The sequence below is a fragment of the Streptomyces sp. NPDC051913 genome, assembly GCF_044593635.1.
In the GTDB taxonomy this organism is placed as follows: domain Bacteria; phylum Actinomycetota; class Actinomycetes; order Streptomycetales; family Streptomycetaceae; genus Streptomyces.
The window spans coordinates 371,085-391,318 of sequence record NZ_JBIUCI010000003.1; the positions used below are offsets into that span (position 1 = coordinate 371,085).

At 69.8% G+C, this 20,234-nt stretch carries 18 protein-coding genes; 10 read left to right on the top strand and 8 right to left on the bottom strand.

Features of this window, described 5'->3' with window-relative positions; genetic code table 11:
- Positions 1–111: 111 nt before the first annotated feature.
- The gene (locus tag ACIHIX_RS10755) at positions 112–1,197 is read right to left on the bottom strand and encodes a saccharopine dehydrogenase family protein (protein WP_399952867.1); all 1,086 of its coding nucleotides are present in this window, start codon (positions 1,195–1,197) and stop codon (positions 112–114) included.
- A gap of 104 nt (positions 1,198–1,301) precedes the next feature.
- Here ACIHIX_RS10755 and ACIHIX_RS10760 point away from each other — a divergent pair, with 104 nt between their 5' ends.
- From ACIHIX_RS10760 to fxsT, 6 genes are all read left to right on the top strand, one after another.
- Positions 1,302–2,285 carry a helix-turn-helix domain-containing protein gene (locus tag ACIHIX_RS10760; RefSeq protein WP_399952870.1) on the top strand — a complete coding sequence of 328 codons (984 nt, stop codon included), beginning with the start codon at positions 1,302–1,304 and terminating at the stop codon, positions 2,283–2,285.
- Positions 2,282–2,614 carry an antibiotic biosynthesis monooxygenase family protein gene (locus tag ACIHIX_RS10765; RefSeq protein ID WP_399952873.1) on the top strand — a complete coding sequence of 111 codons (333 nt, stop codon included), beginning with the start codon at positions 2,282–2,284 and terminating at the stop codon, positions 2,612–2,614. The genes ACIHIX_RS10760 and ACIHIX_RS10765 overlap by 4 nt, the downstream gene beginning before the upstream one ends.
- Positions 2,615–2,876: 262 nt before the next feature.
- A complete protein-coding gene (locus ACIHIX_RS10770; RefSeq protein ID WP_399953776.1) occupies positions 2,877–4,430 on the top strand; it encodes a carbohydrate-binding protein in 1,554 nt (517 codons plus the stop codon).
- A gap of 412 nt (positions 4,431–4,842) precedes the next feature.
- Entirely contained in the window at positions 4,843–5,193 is a 351-nt protein-coding gene (locus tag ACIHIX_RS10775) for a hypothetical protein (protein ID WP_399952876.1), read from the top strand.
- A gap of 90 nt (positions 5,194–5,283) precedes the next feature.
- Positions 5,284–5,895, top strand: a complete 612-nt coding sequence (locus ACIHIX_RS10780; protein ID WP_399952878.1) for a TIR domain-containing protein — start codon at positions 5,284–5,286, stop codon at positions 5,893–5,895.
- Between the two features lie 5 nt (positions 5,896–5,900).
- On the top strand, positions 5,901–9,344 hold the full coding sequence (gene fxsT / locus ACIHIX_RS10785) for an FxSxx-COOH system tetratricopeptide repeat protein (RefSeq protein WP_399952881.1): 3,444 nt from the start codon (positions 5,901–5,903) through the stop codon (positions 9,342–9,344).
- An 18-nt stretch (positions 9,345–9,362) separates the two neighbouring features.
- Here the strand turns inward: fxsT and ACIHIX_RS10790 are convergent, their stop codons facing one another.
- The 3 genes from ACIHIX_RS10790 to ACIHIX_RS10800 form a co-directional block, all read right to left on the bottom strand.
- Entirely contained in the window at positions 9,363–10,556 is a 1,194-nt protein-coding gene (locus tag ACIHIX_RS10790) for an NAD(P)/FAD-dependent oxidoreductase (RefSeq protein ID WP_399952884.1), read from the bottom strand.
- Between the two features lie 110 nt (positions 10,557–10,666).
- On the bottom strand, positions 10,667–11,620 hold the full coding sequence (locus ACIHIX_RS10795) for an RNA polymerase sigma-70 factor (protein WP_399952885.1): 954 nt from the start codon (positions 11,618–11,620) through the stop codon (positions 10,667–10,669).
- Positions 11,621–11,681: 61 nt separating this feature from the next.
- Positions 11,682–12,809, bottom strand: coding sequence for a sugar ABC transporter substrate-binding protein (locus ACIHIX_RS10800; protein WP_399952888.1), 1,128 nt, complete (start codon positions 12,807–12,809; stop codon positions 11,682–11,684).
- A gap of 226 nt (positions 12,810–13,035) precedes the next feature.
- Here ACIHIX_RS10800 and ACIHIX_RS10805 point away from each other — a divergent pair, with 226 nt between their 5' ends.
- Positions 13,036–14,211 (top strand): sensor histidine kinase, encoded by a 1,176-nt coding sequence (locus ACIHIX_RS10805; RefSeq protein WP_399952891.1) that lies wholly within the window; start codon positions 13,036–13,038, stop codon positions 14,209–14,211.
- Between the two features lie 22 nt (positions 14,212–14,233).
- On the opposite strand, the gene ACIHIX_RS10810 is transcribed toward ACIHIX_RS10805, so the two are convergent.
- The gene (locus ACIHIX_RS10810; RefSeq protein ID WP_399952894.1) at positions 14,234–15,952 is read right to left on the bottom strand and encodes a lysyl oxidase family protein; all 1,719 of its coding nucleotides are present in this window, start codon (positions 15,950–15,952) and stop codon (positions 14,234–14,236) included.
- Positions 15,953–16,181: 229 nt separating this feature from the next.
- Here ACIHIX_RS10810 and ACIHIX_RS10815 point away from each other — a divergent pair, with 229 nt between their 5' ends.
- The gene (locus tag ACIHIX_RS10815; RefSeq protein WP_399952897.1) at positions 16,182–16,604 is read left to right on the top strand and encodes a luciferase family protein; all 423 of its coding nucleotides are present in this window, start codon (positions 16,182–16,184) and stop codon (positions 16,602–16,604) included.
- On the opposite strand, the gene ACIHIX_RS10820 is transcribed toward ACIHIX_RS10815, so the two are convergent.
- Both ACIHIX_RS10820 and ACIHIX_RS10825 read right to left on the bottom strand, forming a co-directional pair.
- Positions 16,537–17,598 carry an NAD-dependent epimerase/dehydratase family protein gene (locus tag ACIHIX_RS10820; protein WP_399952900.1) on the bottom strand — a complete coding sequence of 354 codons (1,062 nt, stop codon included), beginning with the start codon at positions 17,596–17,598 and terminating at the stop codon, positions 16,537–16,539. The two genes, ACIHIX_RS10815 and ACIHIX_RS10820, sit on opposite strands and share 68 nt — an antisense overlap.
- Before the next feature lie 18 nt (positions 17,599–17,616).
- Positions 17,617–18,459 carry a hypothetical protein gene (locus ACIHIX_RS10825; protein ID WP_399952902.1) on the bottom strand — a complete coding sequence of 281 codons (843 nt, stop codon included), beginning with the start codon at positions 18,457–18,459 and terminating at the stop codon, positions 17,617–17,619.
- Between the two features lie 199 nt (positions 18,460–18,658).
- On the opposite strand from ACIHIX_RS10825, the gene ACIHIX_RS10830 reads away from it, so the two are divergent.
- A complete protein-coding gene (locus ACIHIX_RS10830; protein ID WP_399952904.1) occupies positions 18,659–19,024 on the top strand; it encodes a DUF6479 family protein in 366 nt (121 codons plus the stop codon).
- Positions 19,025–19,091: 67 nt separating this feature from the next.
- On the opposite strand, the gene ACIHIX_RS10835 is transcribed toward ACIHIX_RS10830, so the two are convergent.
- Positions 19,092–19,586, bottom strand: a complete 495-nt coding sequence (locus tag ACIHIX_RS10835) for a hypothetical protein (protein WP_399952907.1) — start codon at positions 19,584–19,586, stop codon at positions 19,092–19,094.
- A gap of 150 nt (positions 19,587–19,736) precedes the next feature.
- Between ACIHIX_RS10835 and ACIHIX_RS10840 the strand changes: the two genes are divergently transcribed.
- Positions 19,737–20,219: a hypothetical protein gene (locus ACIHIX_RS10840; protein ID WP_399952910.1), complete on the top strand. Its 483-nt coding sequence runs from the start codon at positions 19,737–19,739 to the stop codon at positions 20,217–20,219.
- Positions 20,220–20,234 lie beyond the last annotated feature (15 nt).

Here is a 20,234-nt window from a genome sequence, read left to right on the forward strand (position 1 = left end):
GGACAGCGGAGGGGCCAGCTGAGATCAGCCGTCTGGGAGCGCTCCCACCATGCCGACCCGCCACCCCGACGTCAAGGGTGACCGGGCCGGGCACAGCAACTGCCGTGGCCCTTACGGCAGTTCCACCGTCGCATGGTTCGCCAGCGCCCTCAGGAAGTCCGCCGCGTCGAACATCTCCCCGGCCGACACGACACCCGACGCCACCTTCGTCCGCCCCGAGAGCACCCGCTCCGTCGCCTCCACCACCAGCGGCGCCGTCACGGCGTAGATGTCCCGGCCCCGCGCCACCGCCCGCCGCTCCGTGCCGCCCGACCGGACCACCACGTCCACCAGGAAGGTCTGGTCGGACCGCCGGTCCGCACCCCCGTCCGCCGCCCCGCCCCCGTCCGCCGCCCCGCCCCCGTCCGCCGCCCCGCCCCCGACCGGCGCCGGGGTCTCCGGCGACGCCAGGTCCCGGGCCGCCTCGACCGTCATGTACGTCCGCACCTCGGGAATCGCCAGATGCCGGGGCACGGTCACCACGTCGGCCATCGTGAACTCCCCGATGACCTCCCGCGCCCCCAGCGGCTCCGGAAACGTCCACTTCAGCACCGGAGCCGCGTCGTCCCGGTACTCCAGCCGCCCCCCGCTGAACCGCACCCGCCGGCCGTCCCGCCGCCCCCGCGAGACCTCGCCCGCGATCCGCGTCCCCGGCGTCGGGTGCCAGCTGTTCAGGCCGTACGCGACATGCGCCTCGTCGGCCGCCGTCCACTCCCCCATCGCGGCCGTGGCCAGCAGGTCGCCGAGCCCGCCGTAGAAGGCCATCGCCGGCACGACCGGTACGCCCGCCGCGCGGGCACGGTCCGCGAAGCCGGCGAACGTGTCCACGTTGGCCTCGATCTCCGCCGCCACGTCCAGATACGGGATCCCGGCCCGCAGCGCCGCCTCGATCACCGGCGCGGCGGTCGTCGCGAACGGCCCCGCGCAGTTGATCACGGCCGCGGCACCGGCCAGCGCACGGTCCAGCGAGACCGGGTCGTCGACCGACGCGGGACGCGCCTCCGCGTCGTACTCGACCGCTACGACCTTCAGTTTCTCCGCGTCGCGGCCGGAGAGGACCGGCACGAATCCGCGTGCCGCCAGCTCCGCCACCACGAAGCGCCCGGTGTGCCCGTACGCCCCGAACACCGCGACCTTCTGACCGGCTCCCGCTCCCATGACTCCCCCAGTTTCTGCCCGGCTGATCCGTTGACGACCATCCTGGGCGCCGACCTCGCTCCACCGTGAGTGTCCGGAACGACATGCCCCGTACAATTCCGGACATGGCCCCTACCGTCGCGCTCGCCGTCACCGACGGCATGCTGCACTTCGAACTGTCCCTGGCGTACGAGGTGTTCGGTGCCGCACCGGACGGGGTGAGCGTCCCCTGGTACGAGGTGAGCGTCTGCGGCTCGGCCCCGGTCCAGGTCGGCCGGTTCCGGCTCGAACCCGACCACGGGCTACAGCGGCTGCGGGACGCGGACACCGTGATCGTGCCGGGCTGGGCGGACGTGGACGTGGACCCGCCGGCCGAGCTGGTCGACGCGGTGCGCGCGGCCCATGAGGCGGGGGCGCGGGTGGCGTCCCTGTGCACGGGCGCGTTCGTGCTGGCCGCGGCCGGGCTGCTGGACGGCCGACGCGCGACCACGCACTGGGCGCACACCGATGAACTGGCCGCCCGCCATCCCGAGGTGGAGGTCGACCCGGACGTCCTCTACGTCGACAACGGCACCGTCCTGACCTCCGCCGGGAAGGCCGCGGCGATGGACCTGTGCCTGCATCTCGTACGACAGGACCACGGATCGTCGGTCGCCAACGCCGCCGCCCGCCGACTGGTCGTACCCCCGCACCGGGCCGGCGGGCAGGCGCAGTTCGTCGCCGCGCCGGTCCCCGCCCGCGACGACCATCCGCTCGCCGCGCTGCTGCCTTGGGTGATCGAACGTCTCGGCGAACCGCTGACGGTGGAGGACCTGGCCCGCCGGGCGGGGATGAGCTCGCGCCACCTCACCCGCCACTTCCGGGCAGCGACCGGCACCACCCCGCTCCAGTGGCTGCTGACCCAGCGCATCCGCCGCGCCCAGGAGCTGCTGGAGACCACCGACGACGGCGTCGACACGATCGCGACCGCCACGGGCATGGGCACCGCCACGACCCTGCGCCGCCACTTCCACCGCACGGTCGGCGTACCGCCGGACACCTATCGCCGCACGTTCCGCACCCGGCCCGCCGCGGCTCAGGAGCCCCCTGCGGCGACAATGACCCCATGAGCATTGTGAAGATCAACGCACTCACCGTCCCGGCGGAACAGCGCGAGGTACTGGAGAAGCGGTTCGCCGCGCGGGCCGGTTCCGTGGAGGGTTCGGACGGCTTCGAGTGGTTCGAGCTGCTGCGGCCCGTCGAGGGCACCGACACCTACCTCGTGTACACGCGCTGGCGCAGCGAGGAGGACTTCGAGAAGTGGAGGGCCGGGATGGCGCAGGCCGCGCACGGTGGAAGCGGTGAGGCCGGTGAGCGGCCCAAGCCCGCCGCGAGCGGGGCGACGCTGTGGTCCTTCGAGGTGGTGCAGCAGGCGGCACCCAAGGCCACGGAGAGCTGACCCCAACCCCCTCATTAGTTCATGGTCATGAACAGTAATCACGTACACGTCTATTGACGCGTACACGGCAGGCCCTTACGGTCCGGAGAAAGCGCTTTCCCCTCTCTGGAAGAGGTGCGGCGCAACGTGGTGTGTTCCTTCACGTTCATTCACGCGAACACGAACGCGACACGCCACGTTGCCACACCCAACCCGCAACAGAAAGGGCACGGCCCCCATGACCAAGCTCTCCGGTCCCCGTACGAGACGCATCACCGCCTCCATGGCCACCACCGTCGGCCTGCTCGCCGGCACCCTGGTCGCCCTCTCCGGCACCACGGCGAACGCCGCCACCACCCGCTACGAGGCCGAGACCTCGCCGGCCGTGTGCACCGGCGCCGTCGAGACCGAGTGGACCGGCTACTCCGGCTCCGGCTACTGCAACGGCAACAACGCGTCCGGCGCCTACAACCAGTTCACCGTCACCGCCTCCGCCGCGGGCACCGCGACCGTCAGCGTCCGGTTCGCCAACGGCACCACCACGGCCCGCGCCACGGACGTGGTCGTGAACGGCTCGACCTCCGCATCGGCCTCCTTCGAGGGCACCGGCGCGTGGACGACCTGGTCGACGAAGACGTTCACCGTGCCGGTGAACGCGGGCAGCAACACCATCCGCCTCAACCCGACCAGCGCGGGCGGTCTGGCGAACATCGACTACGTCGACGTGGAGACCTCGGGCACCACCACCCCGCCCTCCTCCAGCGCCCTGTACGTCTCGCCCACGGGTACGGACGGCGCGGCCGGCACGGTGACCGCGCCGACCACCCTGACGTCGGCGATCAGCCGCATCGCCTCCGGCGGCACGATCTACATGCGCGGTGGGACGTACGCCTACTCCTCCACCGTGACGATCCCGGCCGGCAGCAACGGCACGTCCAGCGCCCGCACCCTCCTGTCCGCCTACCCGGGCGAGACGCCGGTGCTCAACTTCTCCGCGCAGAGCGAGAGTTCATCGAACCGCGGCATCCAGCTGAACGCCAACTACTGGCGGATCTACGGCCTCGTCGTCGAGCGGGCGGGCGACAACGGCATCTACGTCGGCGGCAGCAACAACGTCGTCGAGCGCACGGTGACCCGCTACAACCGTGACACGGGCCTCCAGTTGGGCCGCATCGCCTCCTCCACACCGAGCAGCGAGTGGCCGTCCAACAACCTCATCCTCAGCGCCGAGTCGCACGACAACGCCGACTCCGACGGCGAGGACGCGGACGGCTTCGCGGCGAAGCTGACGACGGGCACGGGCAACGTCTTCCGGTACGCCGTCTCGCACAACAACATCGACGACGGCTGGGACCTGTACACCAAGACGGACACCGGCGCGATCGGCCCGGTGACCATCGAATACTCGCTGTCGTACGGCAACGGAACCCTGAGCGACGGCTCCCAGGCCGGCAACGGTGACCGCAACGGCTACAAGCTCGGCGGCGACTCCATCGCGGTCAACCACGTCGTCCAGCACAGCATCGCCTACGGCAACGGGCATCACGGGTTCACGTACAACAGCAACCCCGGCAAGATGACCATCACGAGCAACGTGTCCGTCGCCAACACGGAACGCAACTTCAACTTCGAGACCGGTACGTCGGTCTTCCGCTCCAACACCTCCTGCAACAGCGGCGCGAACGACCGGTACGTCGGTGACGCCGACAGCTCCAACCAGTTCTGGTCCGGCACCAACGGCTCCCGCTGCTCCTCGTACGCGGGTGCCCTCGGCTGGTCGTTCGCCTCGAACGGCAGCCTGGTGGTGACGTTCGGCGGGGTGCAGGTCATCCTGTAGAAGCCAAGAAGCGCCGACTGTCCGGCCCGCCCTGTTCACCTCGGGCGGGCCGGACAGTCGGCGTACTGGCCGAAGACGGCACAGAGAGACGCGTGAACGTTTCCCCGCCACCCGAAAGCATGAACGAGCCAAGGTATCCGCCCAGGCCCGCGCTTGATCCACCTAGCTTGCGCACATGGTCACATCAGCTCACGAGGGCATGCACCGGATCTTCCAGGAGCGGCCCGAGATCCTGACGCCGGTCTTCCGGGCGCTGGGTCTGCCGCTGTCCGAGAAGGCGACCGTCACGACCGGGCCACCGCGAAGTGGGCTGCCGGGCCCTTCGAATGCGGGACACGAGGCTGGACGGCCCAGCGCACCTGCCCCCTGGTCATCGGACCGGACAACCTTCCGGTGACAGGCCCTCCAGGGCATGGACGGGGAACTCGCCGACTACTTCTACCAATTCCTGGATGTCACCCTGGCGGAGAGCCCCGCCGGTGAAAAGTGGAGGAACATCATGGGTTTCGTCAACTACTTCCCTGGCCGGGGGCATGCGATGGAGTTGGTCTACCTCGAGGGCAAGGCACAGGGCGAAGCCGAGGGTGAGGCCAAGGGTGAGGCCAAGATGATCCTGCGCGTCCTCGAGGTTCGTGGCGTCCCCGTCTCCGACGCCCTGCGCGAGCGCGTCACCACCTGCACCGACCTCGACCTCCTCGACACCTGGGCTACCCGAGCCGTCACGGTCGAGCACGCCGAGGAGCTCTTCGCCGAGGGAGACTGACCCGCTCCGAACCCCGGTCGTGACGACGTGACAGGTCAGGTGTGGCGAGTGACAGGACGTGACTGACTGCCCTGCCTTACATTTGGCGCCGTGCGGCACGCCGGAGGGGGCACGGTGGACTACGACTACGACGTCTTCATCAGTTACAGCCATCGCGGACATGTGCGGGACTGGGTGAAGAACCACTTCAGCCGCGAACTCCAGCTGTATCTGGAGGACTTGCTTCCCGACGACCCCCGCATCTTCGTCGACTTCGAGATACCCGCGGGCTCACCCTGGCCGGAACGGCTGGAGCAGGCGCTGCTGCGCAGTCGCTGCCTGGTGGCGATCTGGTCGCCGCCGTACTTCCGTTCGGAGTGGTGCATGGCGGAGTGGAAAAGCATGCAGCGACGGCAGGAGTCGCTGTCGGCGGCGAACGGCCAGGCGCCGACTCTCGTGTACCCGATCAACTTCATGGACGGCGACCACTTCCCCGAAGAGGCGCAGAAGATCCAGCAGTACAAGGAGCTCACCAAGTACGGCTACGACGGGCCCCAGTTCCGGGACACCCCCGCCTATCTCGGGTTCCAGGACCGGATGCGTACGGTCGCCGAGGAGGTCGCGGCCTGTCTCGCGTGCGCGCCCGAGTGGCAGGAGGGCTGGCCGATCGTCCGCCCGGCCGCCCACGCCGAGTCCTCGCAGAACTCCGTCCCGAGGCTGTGACGACCATGACCATGCCTCAGGCCCAGGGCCGGATCGCGACGTTCTACTCCTACAAGGGCGGCGTGGGGCGCAGCTTCCTGCTCTCCAACTCCGCCGTACTGCTGGCCCAGTGGGGCTACCGGGTCCTCTGCATCGACTGGGACCTCGAAGCCCCCGGCCTGCACTACTACTTCCGCCCCTTCATGTCCGTCCCCCGGAGCGGGCTGACGGACATGGTGCTGCGGGTCCGGGAGGGGGAGCGGGTGGGGGCGCTCGACGACGTCACGCAGGTCAACCTGCCCGGCGGAGCGACCCTCGACCTCATCCCCGCGGGGGCTGTCGGGGACGACTACGTAGCGAAGGTGCAGAGCATCGACTGGGACGCGCTGTACCGGGAGCGCGACTTCGGCAACGTGCTGGAGGAGTGGCGAGAGCACTGGATCGACTCGTACGACGTCGTCTTCGTGGACAGCCGGACGGGGATCTCGGACTCCGGCGGCATCTGCACGTCGCAGTTGCCGCACATCCTCGCCTTCGCCTTCACCGCGAACCAGCAGAACGTCGACGGTGTGCTGGACGTGGTGCGGCGCGCGGCCGTCGCCCGCAACGGACTTCCCTACGACCGCTCGCGCCTCCTCACGCTGCCCCTGCTCTGCCGCTTCGACATGAGCGAGGAGTACGAGCGAGCCGCGGAATGGCGTGACAGGCTGCGCGGCGACCTGAAGCCCAGCTACGACGCCTGGGTCCCGGACGGTTCCCCCGTGGAACGGGTCCTCGACAACTGCACGGTCCCCTACTCCGCGTACTGGTCCTTCGGCGAGGACCTCCCGGTGATCACGGAGGACTTCCGCAACCCCCAGCTGATCAGCCACAGCATCGCCTCCATCGCGGCGCTGATCGCCCGGAACCTGGAGGACGCGCGGCTGTTCACGGAGAGCCGGGACGCGTATGTGGACGCGGCGGTGCGGACGGGGCGGCGTGGGGGCAATTACGAGTACGACTTCTACATCTGCGGTACGTCGAAGACGCATGGGGAAGCCAGGAAACTCGCGACCCTGTTGACAGCGGAGGGCCTGTCCAGCTTCGAGACCAGCGTGGACGCCGGCCCGCGGGAAGGCCTTCGCGCGACCATCGACACCTGCCGCCATCTCATCCTGCTGGCCCGCGACTCCGTGGACCCTTGGCACCGTGACGAGTTGAACTACTTCCTCCGCCAGACCTTGGACGAACAGTCCGATCGCACGGTGTTTCCTGTCGTCGGCTCCCAGCGTGTCCTGCGCGGCCTACCAGCCCTCGTTCAGTCACTGCCGTCCTACGGCCTCGCCGAGGATCAACTGGTGGACGTCGCCAGGTCGATCACCGCGAGGGTTCGCTCTGACTCCCCCCACGTCCGTTTCGACACGCCCGCTCCTTCGGAGAGAGGTCACGTATTCATCGCTCACGCGAACGCGGATCAGGCGTGGGCGGAGTGGGTGGCCTGGAACTTGCGGGAGGCAGGCTACGAAATCGACGAGGACTGGCCCGGACGGCCGGAAAACAGCTTCGCCACCGATCTGCTGACCCTCCCCGATCAGTACCGGATTGTGTCCTTGCTCGGCGAAGGTGAGATATCCGTCGACGATTTGCCGGCGCTGCTCCAGATACCGGAGAAGTTCGTGCCGGTGCGCATCAAGGAGACCGAACTGCCGCCGGCCTTGCAACGGCACGGGGTCACCGACCTGTTCGGAGTGGCCGAGCAGGAGGCGCGGAAGGCGCTGCTGCGGGCGGTCGCCAACCCGGCTGCCACACCGGTGACTCCGCCCGCGTTCCCGGCGTCGAGTACGACAGAGGCTCGGTCGCCGGGGAGCCGGCCGAGCGTGTGGAACGTACCCACGCGCAACACCGGGTTCGTCGGGCGGGATGGCCTGTTGTCAGAGATCAGGGCCAAGTTGGTGGACGCGCCCGCCGCCGGGCCCCTGGCGCTGACAGGGCCGTGCGGGGTCGGCAAGACGCAGTTGGGCATCGAGTACGCGCACCGGCTCAGCGACGAGTACGACCTGGTCTGGTACATGCGGGGGGCGCGAAGCTCGGACCTTGTCGAACTCGCGCTGGCCATCGGCTGCGCACCGCCCGACAGCTCCCAAAGCGAGGTGATGGCGGCCCTCCGTCTGGAGCTGGTCGCCCGGTCACGGTGGCTGTTGATCTTCGATGACGTAGAAACCCTCGACGATCTCGGCAACTTCCTGCCGAGCGGCAACGGACATGTGCTGATCATCTCCCGCAACCCCCACTGGCGTCAGCTCGCCATCACACTCGACGTCCCTGTCCTGCCTCCCTCGGACGCGGTCGCCCTGCTGACCTCCCGCACTCGCGACCTGACAGAACAGGACGCGGCACAACTCGCCGAAGCCCTTGACCTGCTGCCGCTCGCACTGCTCCAGGCATCCGAGGCGCTGTACGTCTTCCCTCCGGATCAGTACCTGCAACTGCTGGAAGAGCGTGCCGCAGATGCTCTCCATGACGACGGGCCACCCGACTACCAGGGGTCCTTGGCCTCCCAGCTGGCGAAGAGCATGGACAGGCTGGCCGAGGAGAGTGCCGAAGCAGCCCTCCTGGTGCGAGCGTGCGTGCTGCTCGCACCCGCCCCCTTTCCGCTGAACCCGTCCGCCCTGGACGCCAGCCCACACACCTTCCGACAACGCCTCATGCTGGTGGAGCGGCTCGGGCTGGCCCGGGTGTTCGGGGGCAGTATCCAGATGTCCCGGCTGACCCAGGCCGTCCTGCGCAACCAGCTCACCTCCGAGCAGCACACCCAGGCCGCCGTTGAAGCCAGCCGGCTGCTGACCACGCCGGCCGACGAGCAGCGCCGGACTGCACTTCTGCCCCATCTGCTCGCCATCGAACCGCGTGACCTCACCACGGACAGCGCTCGGTCCGAGGCGGTCAGGGCCTGTTGGGTTCTGGTGGGCCAAGAGGATGTCCATCGGGCCGCGCGCAGGCTGCACTATTTGCACTGGGTCTGGCAACGGGAGCTGGGCGAAGACTCCGGGTTCACCTTGGCGGCAGCCGCCTGCCTCGCCCACACCCATGCCTCCGAGGGGCGCCACGAAGACGCCCGCCAATTGGACATGAAGTCCCTCGATCTGCTGCGGCTCAAAATTGGCGCCGACGCCCCCGACACCCTGCGCACTGCCGGCAATCTCGCCATCGACCTCGCGGTCCTGGGCCGCACCGAAGAGGCCGTCGCCCTGGGCGAGGACACTCTCGCCCGCCTACGCCAGCAGCTGGGCGACGACGCCCGTGACACCCTGCGCACCGCCTCCAATCTCGCCATCGACCTCGCGGTCCTGGGCCGGACCGAGGAAGCGAACGCCCTGCGCGAGGACACTCTCGCTCGCCAGCGTCGACGGTTCGACGAGGACCATCCCGACATCCAGCACACCATCGAACGCCGCAAGTGGCGCAGTCTCCCGGGGCTCCCCCTGTTCTGACCCTTTGGCCAGCCTTCCTCACACAGCCGTACTCTCAACCGCCCGCACCCCGCCCCCCACCCCAGCCACGACCTTCCGGCGCCGCACCGGATACATCACCGGCTTGGCCACCCCCCAGTACGCGCCCTTGCAGATGAACTCCTTGTAGCGGGCCGCCCCACGCCCCGCCCACGCGCGGTCCGTCACCGTGTCGTCGGCCTTGACCATCTGGATGAGGCCCTGCTTGCGGCCGAGGCTGATGCACTGGTGGAAGTAACGGATCGGCGCCTTGGGGACCTTGACGTCGGCGAGGCGGGCGGCGATCGCGTCGGCGGCCTGCCAGGCGGCCGGGGTGGCCGAGGCGCAGGACATGCGCAGCGGCTTGTCGCCGGGGCCCATCGCGTACGCGGCGTCGCCGACGGCGTAGACGTCGGGGTGCGAGACCGAGCGCATGGTGTCGTCCACGACGATCTGGCCGGTGCCGGTGACCTCCAGGGAGGTCGCGGCGGCGATGGGGTGGACTCCGAAGCCGGCGGTCCAGACGGTGACGGTGGCGGGGATCGGGGCCGTGGTCGCCGTACGCACCGCTCCGTCCTCCACGGCGGTGACCGTCGTGTGGTCGTGGACGGTGATGTGCAGGTCCGCGGCGACCTTGCGGACGTGGGCCCGGCCCTTGGGGGACAGCCAGTCGCCGAGACCGCCGCGGGCGACGAGGGCGACGTCGAGGTCGGGCCGCGTCTCGGCGAGTTCCGTGGCGAGTTCGAGGCCGGTGAGGCCGACGCCGACGACGACCACGGGCGCACCGGCGGTCAGTTCGGTGAGGCGGTCGCGCAGGCGCAGGGCGCCCGGGCGGCTCGCGATCTGGTGGGCGTGCTCGGTGACACCGGGGACGCCCTGGTCGGCCCAGCGGCTGCCGAGGGCGTAGACGAGGGTGTCGTAAGGGAGGCGTTCCTCGGCCGTACCGTCGACGGTGACCGTCTTCGCGTCCACGTCGACCGACGTGACCCGGCCGATGCGGAGTTCGACGCCCGTGTCCTTGAACAGGTCCGCGAGCGGGCGGGGCGTGAGGTGCTGGCCGGTGGCCAGCTGGTGCATGCGGACGCGTTCGACGAAGTCGGGCTCGGCGTTGACGAGGGTGATCCGGACGTCGTCGCGGCGCAGCCGGCGGGCGATGCGCCCGGCGGTGATCGCTCCGGCGTAGCCGGCTCCGAGGACGACGATGTGGTGCTTCATGGTTCGGGCTCCTGTCCGGTTCGGGTTCGGGCTCGCACCTTGAACCGGACAGGGACTTGATTCCTGACAGAGGCGGGATGTGAGCTGCGTCACAGCCCTCCGAAGCCTGCTCAGAACGCCAGGAACAGCGGCTTTCCGTGGTCGACGGCCGCCCACTGCTCGGTCGCCCGCGTCAGCTTGTCGGGGTTGACCTGGTTGCGGACCGCGACGATGCCCTCGGTGGTGACCTCCAGGCACATGATCCCCACGACCCGGCCGTCCACGACCGCGACGGCGGCGGGCTCGCCGTTCGCCGTCCAGGCGTACATCTCGGCCCGGCCGCCCGCGTAGTCCCGCTTGACCTGGGCGGGCTTGAACAGGCCCCGCAGGAACTTCGCGACCGACAGGGCGCCCGCGAACGGGGTGGTGCGGGCGGGGATCTTCCCGCCGCCGTCGCCGACGCTCATCGCGTCGTCGGTGAGCAGGCGTACGAGAGAGCTGGTGTCGCCGCTGGTCGCGGCGGCGAGGAACTCCTCGACGATCTGGCGGGCGGCGGCCTCGTCGGTCTCCGCGCGGGCCCTGCGCGCCTTGTCGTCCGCGACGTGCTGCTTGGCGCGGTGGTAGATCTGCTGGCAGGCCGACTCGGTGAGGTCGAGGATCTCGGCGATCTCGCGGTGCGGGTAGTCGAAGGCCTCGCGCAGCACGTACACCGCGCGCTCGTTCGGCGAGAGCCGCTCCATCAGGGTGAGCACGGCGTACGACACCGACTCGCGCTGTTCGGCCGTGTCGGCGGGGCCGAGCATGGGGTCGCCGCCGAGGAGGGGTTCGGGGAGCCACTGGCCGACGTAGGTCTCACGGCGGGCGCGGGCGGAGGTCAGCTCGTTGAGGCAGAGGTTGGTGAGGACCTTCGTCAGCCAGGCCTCGGGCAGCTCGATCCGCCCGGTGTCGGCGGCCTGCCACCTCAGGAACGTCTCCTGTACGGCGTCCTCGGCCTCCCCGACCGAGCCGAGCAACCGGTAGGCCAGAGCCTGCAGGCGATACCTGGAGGCCTCGAAACGATCGACGTCCGTCACGCTCAGAGACATACCCCCGACCCTAAGCGGCCGCTGACGATCAGACCAGCGGCCGGCACCGCCCCACCCCGCCCTACTCCAGCCCGATCGCCGCGCAGTCCGCCGCGTACTCCGGTGTGCAGATGTCCTTGACCGTGTAGACGCCGTCCTTGATCACCGTGGTCTTGATGTTGTCCTTGGTCAGGGCGACCACCGGGACCAGCATCGAGGGGATGTCGTCCTGGGTGGGGCTGTCCACGGTGTCCTGGGTGAGGGAGTCGAACATGATGTCCTGCTCCTGGATCTTGGCGACGGCGATCTCCGCGGCGTTGTTGGCCTCCTCCAGGAAGGACTTGTAGACCGTCATGTACTGCTCGCCCGCGACGATCCGCTGCACCGCGGGCAGGTCGGCGTCCTGGCCGGTGACGGCCGGGAGCGTGGTCGCGCCCGCCTTCTTCAGCGCGTCGATCGCCGCGCCCGCCATGCCGTCGTTCGCCGAGTAGACCGCGGCGATGTTGTTGAGGCCGACCGCCGCGATGGCCTTCTCCATGTCCGCCTCGGCGACCTTCGGAAGCCACTCCTGGACGTCGTACGACTTGGCGATGGAGACCTTGTTCTGGAGGACGCCGAGCGCACCCTGTTTGAAGCGGGCCGTGTTGGGGTCGGCGGGTGAGCCGTTCAGCATGACGATCTTGCTGGTCTCGGCCTCGGTACCGAGCGCCTCCATGATGGCGCGGCCCTGCACCTCGCCGACGAGCTCGTTGTCGTGGGATATGTACGCGTCGACCGGGCCCTCGGCGAGACGGTCGTAGGCGATGACATGGATGCCCGCCTCCTTCGCCTTGCGCACGTCCGGTGCGATGGCCTTGGCGTCGACCGCGTCCACCAGGATCGCGTCGACGCGCGCGGCGATCATCTGGTCGAACTGCGTGCTCTGCCGCTTCGCGCTCGCCTCGGCGTTGGCGTAGCGGACCTTGCCCTTGCCGTGGGTGAGGTCGGCGACGCGGGCCTTGATGAGGGGGTAGTCGAACTTCTCGAACCGCTTGGTCTCCTTGTCCGGCAGGAGCAGCCCCACCGTGAGGTCCTCCCGCTTCTCCGGGCGCTGCGTGCTGTCGCCGCCGTCCGCGGCGTCGACGACCCCGCACGAGGTGAGCAGAAGGGCGGAACCGACGGCCAGCGCGAGACGTGCGGCGGCGGTTCTGTGGGGGGTGGGAGCGTTCACTTCAAAAGGGCCTTCCGAGCGATGGCGCGACAGGGCGGCCGGTTCACTTCACGGCAACACCAGCCCTGCGGGATCCGAGCCTCTCGCGCAGGTGCGCCGCCCACAGGAGTCCGGTACCGAATCTCCCCCACGCGTCACGCCTTGTTTCACAACTCCCGCCGGCCCCACCCGTCCCTCGGCCGTTCGGCCGAGGTCGCGGACGTCGCCGCCGCCTAACGTGAGCCGTATGAAGTCCCCTTCCCTCCGGGGCCTGGGGCGAGGTGCCTGCGTCGGTGCGCTGCTTGTGCTGGCGGTCGTCGACGTGCTGTCCTCGGGCAGCGCGGGCTTCGGCGCCCTGCGCCCGGTGCTGGTCCTCGCCGTCGGTCTGGCCGCCGTCCTGTGGCCGTCCGCGCGTCGCCCCGCCTGGCTCACCCCGCCACTGCGCACCGCCGTGCCCGCGCTCGCCTCGCTCCTCTACACGGCGACGGCGTACGCCGGGCACCGCACCGGCGTCTTCGGTCCGGGCGAGACCGCCGTGCTGCTGTGCCTGCTGTTCATCGCCGTACGGCACTGTCCGCCCCGCTGGGCCGTGGTGTGCGGACTGCTGGACGCGGCGGCGCTGCTCACCACACCCGCCCGGTACTACGGCTCGCTCACCGAGAACGAGGCGCCGGGCTATCTCCTGGTCGGCGCGCTGCTCGCCGCCCTCGTCGCCTCGCTCGCCGCCTATCTGCGGTCCCTGGACTACCGCAGGACCGTCGCCGTCGCCGACACCCGTCGCGAGGAACGCCTCGCCATCGCGGCCGACCTGCACGACTTCGTCGCCCACCATGTGACCGGCATCCTCGTGCAGACCCAGATGGCCCGCATGATGGCCGCCACCCAGCCGCAGGCCCTGGACCCGGTCCTCGCCGGTATCGAGGGCGCCGCGACCGAGGCGCTCGCCTCCATGCGCCGCACGGTCGGGGTGCTGCGGGACGCCACGGGCGGGGCGGCGGACCACCGGCCCGTCGGCGACCTCGCCGGCATCGCCGAACTGACCTCGCGTTTCGCGAACCCCGGCCAGCACCCCGACCAGGGGCCCGGTCAGACCGTCACTCTGCGCTCCGACGTCCCGGCCGACCTGCCGCACGAGGTGCAGGCGGCGGCCTTCCGGGTGGTGCAGGAGGCGCTGACGAACGTACGCCGGCACGCGGCCGACGCGACCCGGGTGGACGTACGGCTCCGTCTCGACGGCGGGCGGCTGGTGGTGTCCGTGGCCGACGACGGGCGCGGCGGCACCCAGCTCCCGGACGCCGCGCACGGCGGCGGATTCGGGCTCGTCGGTCTGAAGGAGCGGGTCACGGCGCTGGGCGGTGAGCTGACGGCGGGACCTCGCGAAGGGCACGGCTGGGAGATCAGGGCGGCGTTCCCACTGCCCTGACCCCCTCAGCCCGGTGCCACCGTCAGGGCGCGTTGATCAGGTCGACCGGCGGGACCTTGACCGTGCGGTGGCCCGGCGTACCGCCGAGAACCACCTTGCGCAGGGCGACGTTGTTCTTGAGGTTCGTCTCCTGGAGGCGCTTCTCCGGGTTGGCGATGACCTCGATGTAGTACGTGCCGTTCGGCAGGTCCGTCACGTCGAAGGACTGGCCGGGGCGGTACTGGGTGTAGGTGTCGCCGGAGCCGACGTCGAGGACCTCACGGACCGAGATGGAGTTCTGCTGACCGCAGGCCGTCGACAGATCGGTGTTGTACGGCTTGAAGTTGGCGTTCTTCACCGTGTAGTCGATCGCGTCGGTGTTGGCGAGGCAGAACGCCTCCTTGCCGCTCTTGACGATGTCCTGCTTGTCCGCGCTCAGCAGCCGGTAGCTGGCGAAGTCGGTGAAGTGCCAGTGCTCGTGGCCGACGCGCGGGTCCCACTCCATGGTGCCGGTGGGCGCGTAGCCGATCTGCTTGCCCTTGGCGTCGTAGAAGTACTGGTAAGCGTCCATCAGGTCGGCGCCCGGCTTGCGGAAGCCGTCGACGACGAGCGGCGCGGGTCCCGCGTTCCAGACGTTGGCGCTGAAGGCCAGGTAGTCCTTGCCCGCCACGTCGCCGTCCTCGCCGTCGGTGATGGCGATGTCCCAGGCGGGCAGCGAACGCAGGTCCGGCTTGGGCACGTTCGACGCCACGCCCGCCCGGCCGGTGGGCCGCTTGCCGTTGGGCTTGAGCGCGGGCGCGATCCGGGAGCCGTCGGTGTGCCCGGCGCCGTCGCCCAGGTGGTGGGCCAGGCCCCGGTCCTCCAGGGCGTGCGACAGGGCGCCCGGGGTGGGCTCGTCGGCGCCGCGCGGGCCGTAGTGGTGGGCCATGGAGTGGTCCGCCGTGCCGGACATGCCGGCCATGTCGTGGCCGCCGTGCAGGGCACTCATGCCGCGGCCCGCACCCCCGCCTCCGCCGCCGTCGCTGATCTGGCGGACGGTCACCTTGATGGTCCGCTGGTCGTTCGGGATGCCGAAGGCGTCCCGGTACTTCTTGGCGACGGACACCTTGGCCGTGTACTCACCGGCCGGCAGGTCGACCGGCTTGTCGTAGTCGACGGTGGAGGAGTTGGCCGCCCAGCCCTTCTCGACACCCCACACCGAGCCCAGGGTGAACGGGTTGGTGGGGCAGCTCTCCGGGTAGTGCGAGGTCGCCGGGGCGTCCGGACGGAGCCGGCCCGAGGCGTTGTTCGGGCAGAACGTGCCCTTGGACTTCGACACCTCCTGGCCCTGCGCGTTCTTGATGGACACCTCCAGGAAGCCGGGCAGCCCGGAGAAGTCCTTCACCAGCCCCGCGGGCAGGGCCTTGCTCCCGATCTTCCTGCCCTTCGCGTCGCGCAGGATCTGCTGCGCGACCACCGGGTCCTTGTACGACTTGCGCTTCACCTGGAACTCCAGCGGCGCGTTGTCGACGGTGACGTACGTCCCGAGGTCGAGGTAGACCCCGGGTTCCCCCTCCCACCGGTCGAGCGTCACGGCGTTCGACGCGGCGATCAGCTTCAGCTTCGGCTTGCCGGGTGTGGCCGCCTGCGCCGCGCCGGCGCCGGGAGCGGCCCCGGCGCCGGTGACGACGACGGTGAGCGCGGCCGAGGCCGCGAGCGCCACGCGTCGGGCGCGGCTGCGTTGGTACTGACTGGTCATCGGTTCCTCGTCTGCGAGTGCCATGGTCAGTGGCATCGGACTGGACAGCCCACCGGCCGGCCACTGCTACGGGCGCACCCCAACGCGCCTGGACCGGTTCTGTGAGCAACCTGTGAGACTGGTAAATGGTGTGTCGAGGTTGCCTGTTGAACCGAAAGGGACGTCACTTTTCCTCCGAAGGAGGGACCTCACGCCCCGGTTACGTTTCGCTCAACCCCTGGTTGCGACGCGGTGAGCGGGCGACGATGGGTGCATGACGCTGGCCGAGCGCGCCCTGGAGCGCCTGCGAGTCTGGCCCGACCTCCGTACGGGGCAGGCCAGTTGCGGTACCGGAAGCGCCCTGCGCGCCGGCCGCAGCGAGATCGTGCACTTCCACTCCGCCCACGACGTGGATCTGCATCTCACCGACCGGGCACTCGACCGCTTCGCCGCCGACCTCTCGGAGTCGACGGCCATCCGGCTGGTCCCGGGTTCCCGCTGGGTCACCGTCCACCTCGACTGCGACACGGACGTCGATCTGCTGATGAGCCTGGTCAGCATGGCTCTCAAGGCCCATCAGGCGCCGCAGGCCGACACGGCGGACGTGTGCAACTTCCACCGGGTGACGGTCATCCCGTCGGCGTCCGCCAGGCCCGGTGGTGATCGAGGATCGTCTCCTCGAACGGGCGGTAGGTGACGCCGAGTTCGTCGCGGCTGCGGTGGTTGTCGACGCGGAAGCGGATGCCGAGGTGCTTGCGGATGTAGTCCTGGGACAGCCCGAAGGCGGGGCCCAGGATGCGCACCGGCCAGTGCGGCAGACGGGTTCGGGGCAGCCGGAGGTCGCGGGGGCGGTGGGCGCGCAGGACGCGGGCCATGTCGTAGAAGGAACTCATGGTCTCCGCCGCGAGGATGTACCGGCCGTGCGCGTCCTCGTGCTCCGCCGCCGCGATGTGCGCGTCGGCGACGTCCCGCACGTCGACCGTGGTGAAGCTGAAGTCCGGGGCCCCGTAGAAGAAGTAGCCCTTGAACAACTCCTCCAGGAGGAAGAGACTGCCGGACTCGGAGGCGGGGGTGAGGGACGGGCCGAGGATCAGCCCGGGGTTGAGCGCCACCATCCGCCAGCGGTCCTGCGCCTCCGCCGCCGCCCAGGCCGCCTGTTCGGCGACCGTCTTGGCGTAGTGGTACGGGTTGTTCTCCACCGTGCTGGTGGTGTTGACGTACTCCTCCGTGAGGACCTGGTCCCTCATCGTCTCCAGTACGTCGATGTAGTCGCCGAAGATCGCGCCGACGGTGGACGTGAACACCAGGCGGCGGACGGTCGGGGAACGTTCGATCGACCCGACGACATTGCGGGTGCCGAGCAGCGCGGGCTCGACGACGTCCCGCCGGCCGTCCTTGATCTTCTCCGGCATGAGGAACGGGGAGGCGACGTGGAAGACGGTCGCGCAGTCCCGCGCCGCCTCGTCGAAGGAACCCTCGACGAGCAGGTCCGCCGCGAACAGGTCGAGCCTGCCCGGGAATCGGTCCCGCAGGGCGAACAGGGGCCTGGTCTTCGGTGAGGGGGCGGTGGCGCGGACCGTGGTGCGGACCTGGTAGCCGCGCTCCAGGAGCCGCTTCACCAGATGACTGCCGACGAAGCCGCTGCCGCCGGTCACCAGGACCGGCGCCGCCGGTCTGTCCACCTCGCCCACCCGCGCTCCTCGTGCCGGTCAGAGTCCGTAACGGCTCTTCAGATGGCGCCAGAAGTCACGCAGCATCCACTTGTCGAAGTCCGTGATCTGCGTGGCCGATCCGGCGTTCATGAGGAAACAGCACTGGCCGGTCGGCGTCCAGTCGTAGAAGTCGTCCAGACCGAAGGTATGGCCGACCTCGTGGAGATAGATGTGGATGTTCTCCTGGGCCAGGGCGCCGGTGAAGTACTCCTGTCCGACGCGCTGTCCCCAGTCACCGCCGGCGCCGCCCTGGAATCCCTTGGTCAGCCACAGGGACTGGTCGTAGTGGCGGGTGACTCCGCCGGGACACCTGGAGTAGTTGCCGTCCTGGTGGAAGAAGCGTCCGCAGTCGGGGGCGCACTGCGGGGCGCCTGCGCTGTCGAGGTTGCCGGCGTAGATGTCGACGGAGTTGTCCGTCCACTGGAGCGTGGAGCGGTTCTTCACCGCCCAGCCGACGATGTTGACCGGAACGCTCGCGTACGGCCAGGCGTTGGTGCCGGTGCCGTTGTCGAGCATGGCCGCCATCCACTTGCCCCACTGCTTCTTCAGGGCGGCGTGGATCTGGTCGCGCAGCGCGGTGCTGACGGGGGCGTCCGACTCCCAGCGGACGCAGTAGTTGATGCTGCCCTTGTTGGCCATGACCTGGTCCCAGCCGTAGTTCTTGAAGCCGTAGAGGTCGGGGTAGGTCGACGAGACGTGGTTCCAGACCTCGTTGAGGGGCTGGACCAGGTTCGAGGGCGGGTTCCAGTTGTCCGCCGACTGTGCGGGGGCGGCCGTCGTGAAGGCCGCCGCGAGCACGGCGGTGAGGATGGCGATCAGTCGTGCGACGCGGATGCGCATGGAAGTGAACTCCCTTCGTGGGGTCGGGATTTCACCTCTCAGTCGGCGCCGGTCCGGAACGGGTTGCCGTCCTGGCGTTCACATCGTTCACATCCGGGCTGTGCACGTTCTGCGTCCGACGCGCCACAGAACGTCACGGCTGACGTCGGAACCCCTCGGGAGCACTCCCTATTTCTGCCGTTTCGGTGATAATTGCGATATGAGTACGGCAGCGTTCGTAGAAGCGGCCGCGGGGAGCGATGTGCTCAACGCGATCGCCGCATTCGTCGGTGGCGCGGTCATCGCCGGGGCACTGATCTGGGCCGTACAGTTCGGCATGCGGGTCCGGGACCGGGAACTCCCCCGGCCGCGCCCCGAGGAACAGCCCAGTCTTCCCAGCACCGGCGCGATCCACGAGATCAGAGAGATGCGGGAACCGGACGAGCTCCCGCTCGCTGAGCAGGAACGGCTCATGCCGTACCAGCTCCATCACTCGGGTACGAGACGCGGAAAGGACCAGAACCGCAAACGCTGGCTTCCGGGGTCCAGTGGGGGCTTCGGCAGCGGCGGCATCGGACACGTCTGACACCTGGCATCGCACACAGGCCTCCCCGCGTCACGCCGTGTGACGCGGGGAGGCCGGCGGTGTTGTCTCAGGCGGTACGGCGCGGGGGAGTGCCGGGCGCCGTCGCCAGGGCCCAGATCACGAAGAAGTCGACGGCGATCATGATCCCGGACCACACGGGCTGGTACGGCAGGAACAGGAAGTGCAGCACCATCGCCGCCGACGCCAGGAAGATGCCGGTCATCCGGGCCCACCAGGCGCCCTTGAGGACGCCGTAGCCGACGCCCACCAGGACCGCGCCCAGGACCAGCATGATCCAGCCCCAGCCGGTCAGGCTGATCTTGTAGACGTAGTCGCCGATCCGGTCGTAGACGTCGTCCGCGGCCAGCGCCGAGATGCCCTGGAGGATCGCCAGCACCCCGTTGACCAGCATCAGCACACCGGCGAAGACGAGCCCGCCGGTGGCCCACTCCCCGCCGGGGCGGCCAGGCGGCGGCGCGGGTTCGGTCTGCTGGTGGCCCTGGTCCCACACGGGCGGCGTGGTGGGCGTGCTGGGCGGTGTCCTGTGCGGCTGCTGGGTCATGTCCGTACCCCGTCTCTCGCGCGGGTCCGCGCATCGGTGTCGGTGATGCTTCGACCATCCGCGCGAGAAGGGGGCGGCGCCCACGGGGGCTGAGCCGTTCGGGTGACGGCCCGCATGCGACGGCGGGCGCGAGGACCTTCACTGGAGGACATGACCGGTCACCGGACCCACCGCGCCCCCCTCACGACCGTCGCGCTGCTCACCGCGCTGACGGCCCTGACCGCCCTGACGGGCTGCTCCGACGACGACACGCCCTCCTCCGTGGCGAGCAAGGCGGCGTCCATCGCCTCCCAGGCCACGGAGGTGTTCGCGTCGGCCACGGCGGAGGCGGGGCAGAAGTTCGACGACGTCAAGAACGGCGTCGACGTCAAGGACGACGTGACCCTGGGCACCCCCGCGACCGGCTCCGACGGCCGCGCCACGGTCGAGGTCACCGTCGAGAACACCGCCGACTCGCGGAAGTCCTTCCTGGTGCAGGTGAACCTCAAGAACGGCGACGGCGACCTGGCCGACGCCGTCGCGGTCACCGTGAGCGACGTACCGGCGGGCGGCTCGAAGAAGGCCACCGCCCGCGGCAACCGCGACCTGTCCGGCGAGGTGAAGGCCGAGGTCGCGCGGGCCGTCCGCTACTGAGCACGCCCTCGGGAA

Excerpts from the sequence above, each read along its gene's own strand:
- ACIHIX_RS10755 (WP_399952867.1), bottom strand. The coding sequence starts at position 1,197 with ATGGGAGCGGGAGCCGGTCAGAAGGTCGCGGTGTTCGGGGCGTACGGG.
- ACIHIX_RS10760 (WP_399952870.1), top strand. The coding sequence starts at position 1,302 with ATGGCCCCTACCGTCGCGCTCGCCGTCACCGACGGCATGCTGCACTTC.
- ACIHIX_RS10765 (WP_399952873.1), top strand. The coding sequence starts at position 2,282 with ATGAGCATTGTGAAGATCAACGCACTCACCGTCCCGGCGGAACAGCGC.
- ACIHIX_RS10770 (WP_399953776.1), top strand. The coding sequence starts at position 2,877 with ATGGCCACCACCGTCGGCCTGCTCGCCGGCACCCTGGTCGCCCTCTCC.
- ACIHIX_RS10775 (WP_399952876.1), top strand. The coding sequence starts at position 4,843 with ATGGACGGGGAACTCGCCGACTACTTCTACCAATTCCTGGATGTCACC.
- fxsT (WP_399952881.1), top strand. The coding sequence starts at position 5,901 with ATGACCATGCCTCAGGCCCAGGGCCGGATCGCGACGTTCTACTCCTAC.
- ACIHIX_RS10790 (WP_399952884.1), bottom strand. The coding sequence starts at position 10,556 with ATGAAGCACCACATCGTCGTCCTCGGAGCCGGCTACGCCGGAGCGATC.
- ACIHIX_RS10795 (WP_399952885.1), bottom strand. The coding sequence starts at position 11,620 with ATGTCTCTGAGCGTGACGGACGTCGATCGTTTCGAGGCCTCCAGGTAT.
- ACIHIX_RS10805 (WP_399952891.1), top strand. The coding sequence starts at position 13,036 with ATGAAGTCCCCTTCCCTCCGGGGCCTGGGGCGAGGTGCCTGCGTCGGT.
- ACIHIX_RS10810 (WP_399952894.1), bottom strand. The coding sequence starts at position 15,952 with ATGGCACTCGCAGACGAGGAACCGATGACCAGTCAGTACCAACGCAGC.
- ACIHIX_RS10815 (WP_399952897.1), top strand. The coding sequence starts at position 16,182 with ATGACGCTGGCCGAGCGCGCCCTGGAGCGCCTGCGAGTCTGGCCCGAC.
- ACIHIX_RS10825 (WP_399952902.1), bottom strand. The coding sequence starts at position 18,459 with ATGCGCATCCGCGTCGCACGACTGATCGCCATCCTCACCGCCGTGCTC.
- ACIHIX_RS10830 (WP_399952904.1), top strand. The coding sequence starts at position 18,659 with ATGAGTACGGCAGCGTTCGTAGAAGCGGCCGCGGGGAGCGATGTGCTC.
- ACIHIX_RS10835 (WP_399952907.1), bottom strand. The coding sequence starts at position 19,586 with ATGACCCAGCAGCCGCACAGGACACCGCCCAGCACGCCCACCACGCCG.
- ACIHIX_RS10840 (WP_399952910.1), top strand. The coding sequence starts at position 19,737 with ATGACCGGTCACCGGACCCACCGCGCCCCCCTCACGACCGTCGCGCTG.